The sequence below is a fragment of the Massilia sp. LMS1-1-1.1 genome (assembly GCF_040815535.1).
Taxonomy (GTDB): Bacteria; Pseudomonadota; Gammaproteobacteria; order Burkholderiales; family Burkholderiaceae_D; genus Janthinobacterium; species Janthinobacterium aestuarii.
In genome coordinates this window covers 371,815-384,239 of sequence record NZ_JBFPNG010000056.1, presented here as the reverse complement: position 1 = coordinate 384,239, position 12,425 = coordinate 371,815, and the positions used below count along the sequence as shown (strand labels likewise).

The window sequence follows — 12,425 nt, the reverse complement described above, 5'->3', positions numbered from 1 at the left end:
AATGGCATGCAACAACTGACAGAATTGGAAATTGCCGTTTTCCAGCTGCGCATGGGTTTCGTCCCGGCGGACCGCTGCGTGGATTGGGCCGTGGAACGCCTGCGTCTGGACCAGGAAGGCGACGACCTCGAGGTCGTGCTGCTGGCCAGTGCCCGGGGTGTTGACGAGGTACTGCCGCTGGCCGACATGATTATCGAGCGCTACCGGGGTGCGCAGAGGCTCGATCAGCAATTCCTTGCTGGCAAATACATCGTCGAGTTGCGCGCCGCCTACCTTGCCGGCCGGGAAAGCGTGCAGTCGCTCGATGCCATCTTGACCCGCTTGTACCCGGCGCTCGATTATCCCGACTGGCTGGTCATGCTGAGCCGCAATTGCGAGTATGCGACGGACGTGGCCGATTTCGAGCAGCCGTTCGAGGATGAATTTCGCTATATCGCCAGCCTGTGGGCGCAGGCGGAGAGCCTGGCCGCGTTTGAGCGCGACTACCGGCGGCAGACCTCCAATGGCCATGACATCAGGTAGATACGGAGGGTAGACGGCAAGGTGCCGCGCCATCTGGATGGCGGCAGCGCTGCGTGCTTCTCTGCCGTCGTCTGGATACGCGTGACATACAATGTACGAAACTCTTTTTTGCCAGGATAGACGTGCAACATAAAACGATAGGCTTGATCGGCGGCATCGGCTGGGCTTCCACCCTGGAATACTACCGCTTGCTCAATGAAATGCTGGTGGCGCGCATCGGTCCAGCGCATAGCGCGCGCATCATGCTGGTCAGCATCGATCAGGCCGATTTCGTGGCGCACGCGGCGCAAGCCGATTCCCACGCCATCGAGCAATTCCTCGTCAAGGAAGGGCGGCGCCTGCAAGGCATGGGTGCGGATTTTTTCCTGCTGTGCGCGAATGGCGCGCACCGCTTCGCGCCGGCCGTCGTGCCGCGGATCGGCTTGCCTTTCATCAGCATCGTCGAGGAAACAGCGAAGCGGGTGCAGCAGTCGGGCGTGTGCAAGGTGGGCTTGCTGGGCGTCAAACAGACCATGGCAGGCCGCTTTTATCACGATGCGCTGGAGCGCTTTGGCATCGCCACGGTGACGCCCGATGCGGCCGATCAGGAAGTCGTCCACGACATTATCTACACGGAACTGGTACAGAATATTGTTACCGATGCCAGCCGGAACATCTTCCTAGGCATCATCGAGAAACTGCGGCTGCAAGGCGCGCAGGGCGTGATTCTGGGCTGCACGGAGATTCCATTGCTGGTCAACCCCGGCGAGTTTGACTTGCCGTTATTTAATACCACGGCCATTCATTGCGAGGCGGCGGTGGCGTTTGCTGTCGCAGAGTAGGGCGCCTGTCAATCCGTGCGCTATGGATAGTGACCTTGGCCATTCACGGGCACTTTGAACGGTACTCCCACCTTCAAGATCGCTACTATGATCAGATATAGTCAGCTTCTGTCCGTAGCGAACTTGAGAATTTGGCGTTCATCGTCCGCAGCCACTACCTGTACATTTTCTGCCAGCAAATCTTGCATAATTTCTTGGAATGCATGATAGGGCTTGGTGTTGGCTGCCGGTTGAGTGACCGGGAACAAGACGTTTGGTGGTAATGCATTGCGTTTGCGTAAGCGCCGTACTTTATCAACCCATTGACCGCCATGCGTAAGGATCTTGGTGCTATCGCCTTGGGCAAGATAAAGCGGCTTGATAACTCGCTCAGCTTTGCCTTCAACCATGTCGACAAAGGGGAAGTTTACGGCGAAATCTTCCGTGCCAACCTTTTCACGTTGATATCGTGCTCCGACTTGCGCGTTGAAGAGGAGTTTGCGAACATTGTTTTCCAATAAACGCTCCTGATATTCCTTGGTTACAAAGTTGCGTTCGACATAGTGATCAAATAGCTGCAGAAGTTTGGCTTTTGGATCCTCCGCCATAACGACGCGTTGATCGGCAAACTGCAGCATGGCTTCTCGTGGGCGAACCACTTCAGCAAACAGATTTCTTGCGAGCACTACATCAGGCTGTGTTTTTCGCCCATCCAATGCCAAACGCCGAAGCTCGACAGCGAAGCGATCCATCTCTTCTTTAAAAAGTTGGCGGCCATCCAAGTAGATTTGACGGTCAAGCTGATGAAAAAACTGTGTAATACGGGCATACCGTTTCAGTATGCGGAAGCCAAAGAAGCGCGCTTCGGGGGCGATCAGCGCAATACCGACGTTGGCGAACTCTCCGGTTTCGACAAACGGGCGAAATCGCAAAAGAGCATATTGGCAGGCGAACTTTTTCATGGGGTATTCCAAAAATCTTCTCGGCGGCACCGTTGCAGACATGCTTCGATTTCATCCCACGTCACATCTGCCGGGACGCCCTCATCAACATACCACCAAGAGTCAGGTATGTTAGCACGGATATCCGCTAATTTTGGCAAAATTGCCGCCAACTTCCTTGCGTAGTGTTCGCGCTGAAAATGGTCGCTAAAAATGTCATTCCACCTGCTCGAAAACACATGCGTTTTCAGGAAGTTGCGTGGGTCGAAATGGCGATCGAAGGCTTGGTTATGGTCGATCACGACCAATGCTGAACTCTGCATGTCCCACAGCAGGTTAGGATTGCCGCCGCGTGCAGTTAAATGACGATCTTCGTTATGCAACCACCAGTCGAAAACCAACACATCGCTTGCCACTTGATCTGGCACAAGGTCTCGTGTGATCGCTGTCAGCTCTTGTGGATGAGGAAGCTCTTTCGACGCAAAGACTATCCCGCTACCGAGTTGGCTAATATTTGGAAATGCATTTGCCTCAATGAGCTCCTCAGCTACTTCGGCCAATGCATATTCCGCGATAGGAAGACCAAATTCGGTCGCCAGCTGCGCCGAAACCCACTCACAAATCTGGCTACGCCGACCAGCTCCCTTGCCTTTGATAAAGTAAATCGCTCCGTCGTCGCCTCGGCAAATAAACGGCTCGGTTATGCCTTGCTGCGCTCGTCCGAGAACCTCGTCAATGAAGATGGTCGCCGCATTCACAGATGGCAGCTTTCAGATTTATACCTGACGATGATTGCTTTGTTCATGGCTTGCACGCTTCATCATGTAAAGAAATCGGATATGCAGGAATTGCGAGATCCGATCTTTATCCATGATATAGGAAATGATAACTATACAAAGAAAATTATCATGCCTATGCGCAAGCATCAAGCCGGCTGCGCGCCGCCCACATTGCGGCTGCGGTTTTCCACCAGCACGGAAATGCCGAGCACGACGATGCCGCCGCAGGCCAGCATGGCGCCGACCCAGCCCGTCGAGCGCAAGCCCATGCCCATGGCGATGGCGATGCCGCCGGCCCAGGCGCCCAGGGCGTTGGCGATGTTGAAGGCGGAATGGTTGAGGGCGGCGGCCACGGTTTGCGCGTCGCCGGCCACGTCCATCAAGCGCGTCTGCACGGCGGGGGCAACGGCGATGCCGGCGCCGATGGCGAACAGGTTGATGGCCGTCAGCCAGACATTGCTGCTGGTGTAGGTAAATGCGGCCAGGGCGGCCACGTTCCACAGCAGCACGCCGAAGATGGTCCACAGGCGCGAGCGGTCGGCCAGCCAGCCGCCGATCAGATTACCCACGGTCATGCCGACGCCGATAATGGCCAGCAAGATGGAAATGACGAGGGGCGACACTTTCGTGATTTCCAGCAAGGTTGGCGTAATAAACGTGTAGACGGCGAACATGCCGCCGAAGCCGATCGCCACCATCAGCAGGGTCAGCCACACTTGCAGGCGGCGGAACACGCCCAGTTCGCGACGCGGGCTCGAGTCGCCAGCGGCGACCATGGGCACGAAGATGCGCACCATCAGCATGGTCAAGAGGCCCAGCGCGGCGACGAGCAAAAAGGCCGAGCGCCAGCCCAGGGTCTGGCCGATATACGTGGCCAGCGGCACGCCGAAGATATTGGCCACGGTCAAGCCCATCAGGACACGGGCGACGGCCTGGCCCCGCTTGTCCGGTTCGGCCAGCGCGGCCGCCACCAGCGCCGCCACGCCGAAATAGGCGCCGTGCGGGATGCCGGCGACAAAACGCGCGACGACCAGCAAGCCATAGTTGGGAGCGATGGCGCTGAGCAGGTTGCCGCCAGCGAACATCAGCATCAGGCAGATCAGCATCAAACGGCGCGGCATGCGGGCCAGGAAGATCGTGATCAGGGGCGCGCCGATGACCACGCCCAGCGCATAGGCGCTGATCATGTGGCTCATCTGCGGCAGGGTCGTGCCCAGGTCGTCGGCCACCACGGGCAGGATGCTCATGGAGGCGAATTCGCCCGTGCCGATGGCGAGGCCGCCGATGGCCAGGGCCAGGTCGGCATAGCCAGCGCCAAAAGGCGCGGTGACGCGCGGTATCAATGGGTCTACGGATGCGTGCATGTTCTTGTTAGTTGGATAAGGATACGACAGGGTGAAGAGGCGTGCTGTGGCTCAGCCGGAAGCGGCAATGCGCCGCCAGAATCGACGGCTGGCCGGTATTTTCGGGCTATATGAGCTGCCCAAAGATAACATTGTAAAAGATTCGGGCAAGTTCTGCCGGGAGCCGGCCAAAATATGCTGCACTGCACCCAGCCACGCCTGCGCTCTTTGTTAACGATAACACGGAATCTGTCCGATTCCGTCACAGGCGGGCGAAGAATGCGCGGCTGTGGTGGAATTGGTTCTTGCTTGCTGTAATGCAGACCAGGTTTGCTGCAGCGCTTCGCCCGTAAATGCTGAGCGAGCCCATGCTGCTGGCCATCCCCGCCGCGCACCCGCTGGAGCAGGCCACCGGTGTGGCCATGCCGGAGCAAAAAGACGTATAAATAAGGCAATCACGTGTAGGGAGGATTGCCATGTTCGATATGGATGTGCCGGTGTGGGAACTGGTGGCGCGCGCCGTCATCATCTACCTTGCCTTGCTGCTGATGGTACGCATGACGGGCAAGCGGACGGTAGGGCAATTCACGCCGTTCGACTTGCTGGTTGTCATGCTGCTGAGCGAGGCGGTATCGAATTCCCTGTCCGGCGGCGACGAATCCGTTCCCGCCGGCCTTGTCCTGGCGTTGACTTTGATCTGCCTCAATATGCTGATCGCATGGCTGAGTTCACGCAGCCGCAAGTTCGCCGACCTGGTCGACGGCACGCCTGTGCTGCTGGGGCGCGACGGCAAGATTTTTGATGATGTCGTCAAGAAATGCCGGGTGGCCGGCGGCGATGTCGAGCAGGCGCTGCGCGAGGCTGATTGTCCGTTGGCGGACATGAAATGCGCGTTCCTGGAAGCGGACGGCAAGATCACCATCCTGCAAAAGTAAGCGGCCGGATCAGATTTTCTTGCTGTTCTTCAAATGCAGGGGCAGCCACCACCACATGCAAATGATGAGTGACCCCATCAGCACGCCGGCGATGATGCCGGCGATATGGCCGAACACTTCAGACATCACCAGATTGGTGCCCAGAATAAACGCCAGCGCCAGGGAGAAGGCGCCGCACATCATGATGCGGTCGGCCACGCGCTTGAAACGTTCGCGGTCTTGCAGGGGGCGCATGACGCGGTGCTGGATGGCTGGCGCGCTGAGCAGTACCAGACTCGTCATGGACAGGAAAAACGTCAGCAGGAAGACGACTTTTTCCGCCTGCACGATCTTCGCGAAGCCGCCGTTGAAGGGCAGGATGATGAGGAAGGCCGTCAGCATCTGCGCGCCCGGCAAGAGGATGCGCAATTCGCTGAGCAGGTCGGATAAATCGCCCTCGTCGCCTGGCTGGCCGTTTTCGTCCTGGTGTTGCGTTTGTAGCATGGGGGCGTCCTCGTGGTGGTGATGGGGCCAGTCTACGCACAAGCGACCAGGCCGACTGTGGGCGGGCGCACCTTCAGAACCATTGCGCGTAGCGCAGGCGCAGCCGCCACAGGGGCGTCGAGACGATGGCAGTTGCGCTGTGCGAAGCGTCGTGGCCGCAATGGCCGCAGCTGTGGCGCCGGTGCGGCGCCAGCGCGAAGCTGCCCAGGTCCAGGTGCGGATGGCCGCAGCGGGCGCAGTCGCTGCAGTCCAGCGGCGTGCCTGCCTGCAAGGCGGCGGTGAACGCTTGCGCGGCCGGTGGCGTGATGTTCAGCTGCACGACGTCGGGCGGGAACAGGCCGGGCAGGGCGCGGCAGTCGATGGCCAGCGCGGCCGCATCGCGCGCCAGCAGGGCGCCGCCGTCATCGGCCTTGGCGCGCAGTTGCAGCAAGCCATCTTGCTCCGTGCGCAAGGTCGTGGCGTGAAACTGGCTGGGATCGAACAGCGCCGGATACAGCACATAGCCCATGGGACTGGCGTGCTGGCGGCAACGCATCTGCCCCGTTGACTGCCAGTCGGCCACGTCGGCCTGCGCGCCCCAGTAGCACTGGTGCGTACGGCACCAGTGGCGCGCCGCGCCGTTGCGGAACTTTCCGGCTGCCAGCAGATCGCACACGATGATGGCGTCTTCGCCCGCGCCGGCGCGAAAGTGGCCCGTGATGTGCTGCGTGGTGACGGCAAGGTGGCCCGTGCTCGCTTGCAGGGGCCAGCAGATGCCGGGCAGGGTCAGCGGCGTGGTCAACGGCGCCTCCGCGCGGCTATCGGCTTGCGAGCCGATAGTGGGCCGGAATGAAAAAGCCCGCCGACTGGGGCGGGCTGTGTTGAGGGGAATGCCTGCGGCATGGCCCGGTTTATTCTTCCGTATCGGCCAGGGTAACGATGGCGCGTGCCCACTTCGAGTATTTCAGATTCGCCAGATCGCGCACGGTCTTGATATTGAACGCTTGCTTGAGGAGCTCCGCATCCTTCTCGCTCACGCCTTGCAGCGCATCGACGGGTGCATCAGCGATTTCCTTGAAGGTCTTTTTTTCGTAAGCCTTGTCTACCGCTTTATTGATGTTCATGTGTTGATACTCCTCAGTAAGTGGAAAATTAATTCTACACGTTTTTGCAAACTGTCAATTTACGCTTGCAAGTTGTGCCGAACTAAATATGATGGAGGTGGATGCCTCGACAGTGAGGCGATCTGTGCGTTCGTCTCAAGATTGCAATTATAGCATTTTTATTATTCATAGTATAATGATTTCCGTGGCGCAGAATGGTCTGCGCCATACCGACGCCGCAGTCACGCGGCACCAATCGATAGCGTTCAGGAGAATACGATGAGTTTGCTAGATCAACTTGCAGGACAGGCGATGAGCGCTTTGGGCAACAAAAGTGCTGACGGGGAAGCCCCATCGGGATTGATGGCCAGTGTGATGGACCTGGTCAACCAGCATGGCGGCTTGCCCGGCCTGCTGCAGAAATTCCAGGAAAGCGGCCTGGGCGACCAGGTGGCCAGCTGGATCGGCACGGGTGCCAATGCGCCTGTCTCCGGCGAACAGATCAAGGATGCGCTCGGTAGCGACACGATCACCCAGATCGCGGAAAAAGCGGGCGTCGCACCGGACGCGGCCTCGGGCGGCCTGGCCGCCTTGCTGCCCCAGCTGATCGACAAACTGACCCCTGATGGTCAGGTACCGGAAGGCAATGACCTCGTCAGCCAAGGCTTGAATATGCTCAAGGGCAAGATCTTCGGTTGATTCCCTGGCCTTGAAATGAAAAACCTCGCAGCAATGCGAGGTTTTTTATGTGCAAGGTTTTTGGCAGAGAAGTGCGAGCGTCTGAAAAACGCCTGTGGCTAGGCGCGGCCCCGAAGACAGTACGAATAGTACAGCGAGGGGCAGGCAACAACGCCACGGGCGTTTTTCAGGCGGCGGCCATCATGCCGAAATATGGCTGCTCGGCAGTCAGCCTCGCCGTACTCCCTTCGACCAGATACGAGCAATAGCGACGCCGCTCGGCGATGCCGCCGCGCCGTTCCATCAGTTCGCCCAGCATGGCGACGGCATCGGTGGCCATCTTTTGCACGGGCTGGCGCAGGGTGGTGATGTCGTAGCTGAGCCAGCCCGATGCTTCCAGCGCATCGAAACCGGCCACCGACATCTGCAGCGGCACCTCGATGCCCATCTGGTGGCGCGCCGTGTCCAGGCAGCCGATGGCCATGATGTCGTTGCCGCAAATGACGGCGTCCGGAACGCGGCCCAGGCGGTCGATGACCTTGCGCAAGCCGCGTCCGCCGCTGGCGTAATCGTAGTTGCCGCTGACGACGATGGGCGCGGGCAAGCCCAGGGTCAGCAAACGGTCCAGCATGCCGGCCTTGCGTTCCTGCGCGACGGCCGAGTCGCCGGGGCCGTCGATGATGGCGAACTGGCGGTGGCCCGCCTCGGCCAGGCGCGAGACGAGCAGGCGCGCCGCTTCGGCCTGGTCGCACAGCACGGCATGCACGGCGTGCTCGCGCGGGCTGCGGTTGAACAGCACCAGCGGCACGTCGCGCCGGCCGAATTCGGCCATCTGTTCGTCCGACAGGCAGGCGGCCACGATGGCGCCATCGACCTGGTACTGCCACACATCGCACAAGACCTTGCCGATGTCCGCTTCGCGCTCGAGGGTAAACAACAAGAGACGCTTGCCCTGGCGGGCGATTTGCTGGCTCAGGTCGGACAATACTTGCGGATAGTACAGATTGGCCAGGTTGGAAATGATGACGGCCACCAGGTTTGAGCGCCGTGTGATCAGGCTGCGGGCGGCCGCGTTGGGGATGTAGTCGAGGCTGATGGCCGCCTGCATGACCTTGGCGTGGGTGGCTGGCGAGACGCTGGCGCCCGGCTTGAAGCAGCGCGACACGGCCGATTGCGACACGCCGGCCAGCAGGGCCACGTCATACGAGGTCACGCGCCGTCCGGCGCTGGATACGGGGCGGGCGGTGGTGCTGGGTGTCCGGGCTACAGTATTCTTTTTTCGCATATTGGTCTGGCAAGCAACCTGTCTCAAAGTATTCCTGCAGGCCCGGCCGCTTGTGGCGGCCTGGGCGGGAAAAATGAGCATAGCGAAAATATTTCCATGTGGCAAGACTGTTTTCTTATCCATGTTGCAAATAATTTGATTTAATGGCAAGTGGTATGCTTGCTTCTTAATCTGGACTGTCGCAGGGGCCGCCGCCATAGGGGCTGAGGCGTCCCGGCGGGTCCACGCGGCGCGCGCTGAAATCGCTGGCCAGGGTGGGTAAGGGCAAGTCCGTCGTGGCGCTCGCTTCCGTGCCGCTGACCGTGCCCCGCACAGTCAATGCGATGCGTACCCAGGAACCGAAGTTGCGCGGATAGCTGACGGTGACGGTGGCCATGCCCAGCGCGTCGCTCAGGCCGCTTGCGCTGACGGTCAGGGGAATGCCCGGATCGAGCACGCCATTGCCGTTGCCATCGTAGGCGGCGTCAAAAATACCATTGCGCAAGACGTCCTCGTTGGCGCAGCTGTAATTGGGCAGGGCCAGGCGCCAGACGCCCGTGTCGGGGAACTCGGGCTTGTCCGCTTGCCACACATAGTATCCCTTGGCATAGCGGCTGGGCCAGGCGGCGGCCGTGATGGCGACGCCGGGCACGGCGTTGCCGGCGCTGTCGGACACGAACACGGCAAAGTCCTTCTGCAGCACGCTGGCCGAATACTCGCGCAGCAGGCTGCCCGTGCCCAGCTTGACCGACAGCGCTTGCCGCGCCACCGTCAGGTGCACGAGGGCCGTGGCCGCCGCTTGCGCAGCCCCCTCGATGCGGGCCTGGATCAGCACGCCGTCGCGGCCGCTGTCGGCCGGTCCCGCCACGTACTCGGCGCGCGCCAGGCCGTCGCTGCCCGTCAGCACCCGGCCCGCCTGCCGCAGGTAGCCGCCGCTGGGGTCGCTCAAGATGGTAAACAGCACGGGCGCGTTCTTGACCAGGTTGTTGGCCGCGCCATCGCGCACCACGGCGCTGATGGTGCTCATATTGGCGCTGGCATTGTCGGCCGATGCCGCCGTGTTGGCGCGCAGCACGGCCGGATCCGCTTGCACGGCCAGCTTGCTGGCAGGGCTCAATGGCGCGGCAAGTTGCCATTGCTGAACACCAAGCTGGTGGGCAAGGCCTGGCTGCAGGCGATGTCCGCAAACAGGCTGCCGCGCGAGCTCGACAGGCTGGCGCTGCCCGTTTGCGCCACGCCCGCCTTGTCGTAGCGTGCGTCGATGGGCTGGCATGCCAGGGTGGCCACTTCCGCCAGCACGTCCGCGCCGCTGGCATCCTGGCCCACGGCCGGGCTCAGGCGCAGGTCGCTGCCCGCCACGGCGTAAGGCTGCGTGGCGGCGGCGCCCAGTGCGCTGACGGACACGGCGTCCCTGCCCAGACTGCTTGCCGTCAGGCGCAGCACCAGCTGGCCTTGCGCATTGCTGAGCGCCGCGCCGCCATCCTTGACACGTACGCCGTTGCCGGTGCCCGTGCTGTAAGCGATGGCGGCGCCGGCCACGGGCTTGCGCGCCGAGTCGCGCACGGTGACGGTGAGGTCGGCGCTCTGGCCCAGCATCAGGGCGGCCGGCCCCAGCAGCTCTACAGTACTGCCCGTCACGGCCACCGTGCCCTTGCCGCTGCGCGTGCCCACATTGGCCGTTACGGTGATGCTGCGGTTGCTGTTGGCGCCTCCCGTGCCCAGCAGGGCGCGCGCTTGGCCGTTCTTGTCCGTCACGGCGTCGACGCTGCCGAGGATGCCGGAATCGGCGGCAAAGGAAATCTTCGCGTTGGGCAAGGCGAGATTGGCGCCATCCTTGACGAGAGCCGTGACGGCCACCTCGCCGCCGGCCAGGCCCGCCGAGGCCAGTTCCGTACTGGAAAACACGAGGTTGACGGCGCTGGCCAGGCTGGCCGGTTCGGGCGGCGTGACGGGCGGAATCACGGGCGGCGTCACTGGAGGCGTCACGGGCGGATTGACGACCGGCGGCGGGCTGCCGCCGCAGCCTGCCGTGCTGTGCAGCCCGCAACCGGCGCCGGCCTGGGTGTCGGCCGAACCGCCGCCGCAGCCGGCCAGGGAAACGAGGAAGGCGGCCAGCAAAGCTGCTGGCAGGTGGCGCAGGGAAGCATGGGGCACGATGGGTCTCCGGGAGCTGGCCGAGTTGCTCGGCGTTAATTTCCCAAGAGTATCTTTTGCGTGTGGTTGGTACTTGATGCAAAGCAAGCTTATGCTGTTGACCGGGCTGAACGGGTTTTGCTGGTGCAAAAGCCTGCCTTCTGATAACATAACGCCCCTTTATTCAGGGAAGGGTCGACATGGCCAATGCTTGCGGCGTCGATTTCGGCACGTCAAATTCCACGGTAGGCTGGGCACGTCCAGGGCAGAGCACCATGCTCGGCCTGGAAGATGGCAAGACGACCTTACCGTCCGTCGTCTTCTTCAATGCGGAAGACGAGGAAGTCAGTTTTGGCCGCGCGGCGCTGGCCGGCTATCTGGCCGGTTACGAGGGGCGCTTGATGCGCTCGCTGAAAAGCTTGCTGGGCACGAGCCTCATCGATGGCCAGACGGAAGTCGGTGGCCGCGCGCTGCCGTTCCGTATGTTGCTGGCGCAATTCATTGGTGAAGTGAAACGCCGCGCAGAGCAGTCCGCCGGCCGCGAATTCTCGTCCGCCGTGTTCGGTCGTCCCGTCTTCTTTATCGACGACAACGCGCAAGCGGACCAGCTGGCGCAGGACACCCTGGCCGAAGTGGCCCGTTCCGTCGGTTTCAAGGACGTCGCCTTCCAGTTCGAGCCGATTGCCGCAGCGTTCGACTACGAGTCGCAGATAGCCAAGGAAGAGCTGGTGCTGATCGCCGACATCGGCGGTGGTACGTCCGACTTTTCGCTGGTGCGTTTGTCGCCGGAACGGGCGAAAAAGGCCGAGCGCCGTGACGATATCCTCGCCACGGGCGGCGTGCACATCGGTGGCACGGATTTCGATAAATACCTGAGCCTGTCGTCCGTCATGCCCTTGCTTGGCTATGGCAGCCGCCTGAACAACAATAGCGAAGTGCCGTCCAGCTATTATTTCAACCTGGCGACGTGGCACACGATCAATCTGGCCTACACGAAGAAAATCTGGGTGCAGCTGGCCGACGTGTGCCGCGATGCGCGCGAGCAAGACAAGATGGGGCGTCTGCAAAAGCTGATCGACGAGCGCGCCGGCCACTGGCTGGCCATGAAAGTGGAAGAGGGCAAGATTGCCCTGTCCGACGCGGCCGAAGTGCAGCTGGAGCTGGACCGCTTGTCGCCCGCGCAAAGCCTGTTGCTCAAACGTACGCAGTTCGACGAAGCCATCGGCCACCTGTGCGGTTCCGTCGAAGAAACCGTGCTGCGTCTGCTGCGCGACGCGGGCGTGGCGCCGGAAGCCGTCGATACTGTGTTCTTCACGGGTGGATCGAGCGGCGTGCGCCTGCTGCGCGAAAAGATCGCGGCGCTGGTGCCGGCCGCGCGCAAGGTCGAAGGCGATTTGTTCGGCAGTATCGGCGCAGGTCTTGCGCTGGACGCCGTGCGCAAGTTCGGCTAAGCTGGTCCACCGCA

Annotated in this window: 14 protein-coding genes; 5 read left to right on the top strand and 9 right to left on the bottom strand. The window is 61.4% G+C overall.

The features are described 5' to 3' along the window. Nucleotides 1-6 precede the first annotated feature (6 nt). Both MRBLMS1_RS26355 and MRBLMS1_RS26350 read left to right on the top strand, forming a co-directional pair. On the top strand, nucleotides 7-522 hold the full coding sequence (locus tag MRBLMS1_RS26355; protein ID WP_485883161.1) for a hypothetical protein: 516 nt from the start codon (nucleotides 7-9) through the stop codon (nucleotides 520-522). Nucleotides 523-644: 122 nt separating this feature from the next. Next, nucleotides 645-1,343, top strand: coding sequence for an aspartate/glutamate racemase family protein (locus tag MRBLMS1_RS26350; RefSeq protein WP_485883159.1), 699 nt, complete (start codon nucleotides 645-647; stop codon nucleotides 1,341-1,343). A gap of 101 nt (nucleotides 1,344-1,444) precedes the next feature. On the opposite strand, the gene MRBLMS1_RS26345 is transcribed toward MRBLMS1_RS26350, so the two are convergent. From MRBLMS1_RS26345 to MRBLMS1_RS26335, 3 genes are all read right to left on the bottom strand, one after another. Beyond that, a complete protein-coding gene (locus MRBLMS1_RS26345; RefSeq protein WP_485883157.1) occupies nucleotides 1,445-2,284 on the bottom strand; it encodes a DUF3037 domain-containing protein in 840 nt (279 codons plus the stop codon). Beyond that, the gene (locus tag MRBLMS1_RS26340) at nucleotides 2,281-3,021 is read right to left on the bottom strand and encodes a HipA family kinase (RefSeq protein ID WP_456149592.1); all 741 of its coding nucleotides are present in this window, start codon (nucleotides 3,019-3,021) and stop codon (nucleotides 2,281-2,283) included. Before MRBLMS1_RS26340 ends, MRBLMS1_RS26345 begins: the two co-directional genes overlap by 4 nt. Nucleotides 3,022-3,188: 167 nt before the next feature. Continuing rightward, entirely contained in the window at nucleotides 3,189-4,406 is a 1,218-nt protein-coding gene (locus MRBLMS1_RS26335; RefSeq protein WP_082127815.1) for an MFS transporter, read from the bottom strand. A 455-nt stretch (nucleotides 4,407-4,861) separates the two neighbouring features. Between MRBLMS1_RS26335 and MRBLMS1_RS26330 the strand changes: the two genes are divergently transcribed. Next, a complete protein-coding gene (locus tag MRBLMS1_RS26330) occupies nucleotides 4,862-5,320 on the top strand; it encodes a DUF421 domain-containing protein (RefSeq protein WP_230516428.1) in 459 nt (152 codons plus the stop codon). A 9-nt stretch (nucleotides 5,321-5,329) separates the two neighbouring features. On the opposite strand, the gene MRBLMS1_RS26325 is transcribed toward MRBLMS1_RS26330, so the two are convergent. From MRBLMS1_RS26325 to MRBLMS1_RS26315, 3 genes are all read right to left on the bottom strand, one after another. Beyond that, entirely contained in the window at nucleotides 5,330-5,803 is a 474-nt protein-coding gene (locus MRBLMS1_RS26325) for a DUF6328 family protein (protein ID WP_485883154.1), read from the bottom strand. Between the two features lie 73 nt (nucleotides 5,804-5,876). Continuing rightward, nucleotides 5,877-6,584 carry a hypothetical protein gene (locus MRBLMS1_RS26320; protein WP_485883152.1) on the bottom strand — a complete coding sequence of 236 codons (708 nt, stop codon included), beginning with the start codon at nucleotides 6,582-6,584 and terminating at the stop codon, nucleotides 5,877-5,879. A 109-nt stretch (nucleotides 6,585-6,693) separates the two neighbouring features. Beyond that, the gene (locus MRBLMS1_RS26315) at nucleotides 6,694-6,906 is read right to left on the bottom strand and encodes a hypothetical protein (protein ID WP_034751103.1); all 213 of its coding nucleotides are present in this window, start codon (nucleotides 6,904-6,906) and stop codon (nucleotides 6,694-6,696) included. Nucleotides 6,907-7,164: 258 nt separating this feature from the next. Between MRBLMS1_RS26315 and MRBLMS1_RS26310 the strand changes: the two genes are divergently transcribed. After that, on the top strand, nucleotides 7,165-7,584 hold the full coding sequence (locus MRBLMS1_RS26310) for a YidB family protein (protein WP_034751100.1): 420 nt from the start codon (nucleotides 7,165-7,167) through the stop codon (nucleotides 7,582-7,584). Between the two features lie 166 nt (nucleotides 7,585-7,750). On the opposite strand, the gene MRBLMS1_RS26305 is transcribed toward MRBLMS1_RS26310, so the two are convergent. The 3 genes from MRBLMS1_RS26305 to MRBLMS1_RS26295 all read right to left on the bottom strand — a co-directional run bounded on the left by MRBLMS1_RS26305 (nucleotide 7,751) and on the right by MRBLMS1_RS26295 (nucleotide 10,981). After that, a complete protein-coding gene (locus MRBLMS1_RS26305; protein ID WP_223279010.1) occupies nucleotides 7,751-8,776 on the bottom strand; it encodes a LacI family DNA-binding transcriptional regulator in 1,026 nt (341 codons plus the stop codon). Between the two features lie 238 nt (nucleotides 8,777-9,014). Beyond that, the gene (locus tag MRBLMS1_RS26300; protein WP_485883148.1) at nucleotides 9,015-9,944 is read right to left on the bottom strand and encodes a hypothetical protein; all 930 of its coding nucleotides are present in this window, start codon (nucleotides 9,942-9,944) and stop codon (nucleotides 9,015-9,017) included. Continuing rightward, nucleotides 9,941-10,981 (bottom strand): Ig-like domain-containing protein, encoded by a 1,041-nt coding sequence (locus MRBLMS1_RS26295; RefSeq protein WP_485883146.1) that lies wholly within the window; start codon nucleotides 10,979-10,981, stop codon nucleotides 9,941-9,943. Before MRBLMS1_RS26295 ends, MRBLMS1_RS26300 begins: the two co-directional genes overlap by 4 nt. A 179-nt stretch (nucleotides 10,982-11,160) precedes the next feature. Here MRBLMS1_RS26295 and MRBLMS1_RS26290 point away from each other — a divergent pair, with 179 nt between their 5' ends. After that, nucleotides 11,161-12,411: an Hsp70 family protein gene (locus tag MRBLMS1_RS26290; protein ID WP_139091813.1), complete on the top strand. Its 1,251-nt coding sequence runs from the start codon at nucleotides 11,161-11,163 to the stop codon at nucleotides 12,409-12,411. Nucleotides 12,412-12,425: the final 14 nt, after the last annotated feature.

Bases quoted from the DNA above. Each gene is read 5' to 3' on its own strand.
- MRBLMS1_RS26330 (WP_230516428.1), top strand. From the start codon at position 4,862: ATGTTCGATATGGATGTGCCGGTGTGGGAACTGGTGGCGCGCGCCGTC.
- MRBLMS1_RS26355 (WP_485883161.1), top strand. From the start codon at position 7: ATGCAACAACTGACAGAATTGGAAATTGCCGTTTTCCAGCTGCGCATG.
- MRBLMS1_RS26310 (WP_034751100.1), top strand. From the start codon at position 7,165: ATGAGTTTGCTAGATCAACTTGCAGGACAGGCGATGAGCGCTTTGGGC.
- MRBLMS1_RS26315 (WP_034751103.1), bottom strand. From the start codon at position 6,906: ATGAACATCAATAAAGCGGTAGACAAGGCTTACGAAAAAAAGACCTTC.
- MRBLMS1_RS26335 (WP_082127815.1), bottom strand. From the start codon at position 4,406: ATGCACGCATCCGTAGACCCATTGATACCGCGCGTCACCGCGCCTTTT.
- MRBLMS1_RS26290 (WP_139091813.1), top strand. From the start codon at position 11,161: ATGGCCAATGCTTGCGGCGTCGATTTCGGCACGTCAAATTCCACGGTA.
- MRBLMS1_RS26325 (WP_485883154.1), bottom strand. From the start codon at position 5,803: ATGCTACAAACGCAACACCAGGACGAAAACGGCCAGCCAGGCGACGAG.
- MRBLMS1_RS26345 (WP_485883157.1), bottom strand. From the start codon at position 2,284: ATGAAAAAGTTCGCCTGCCAATATGCTCTTTTGCGATTTCGCCCGTTT.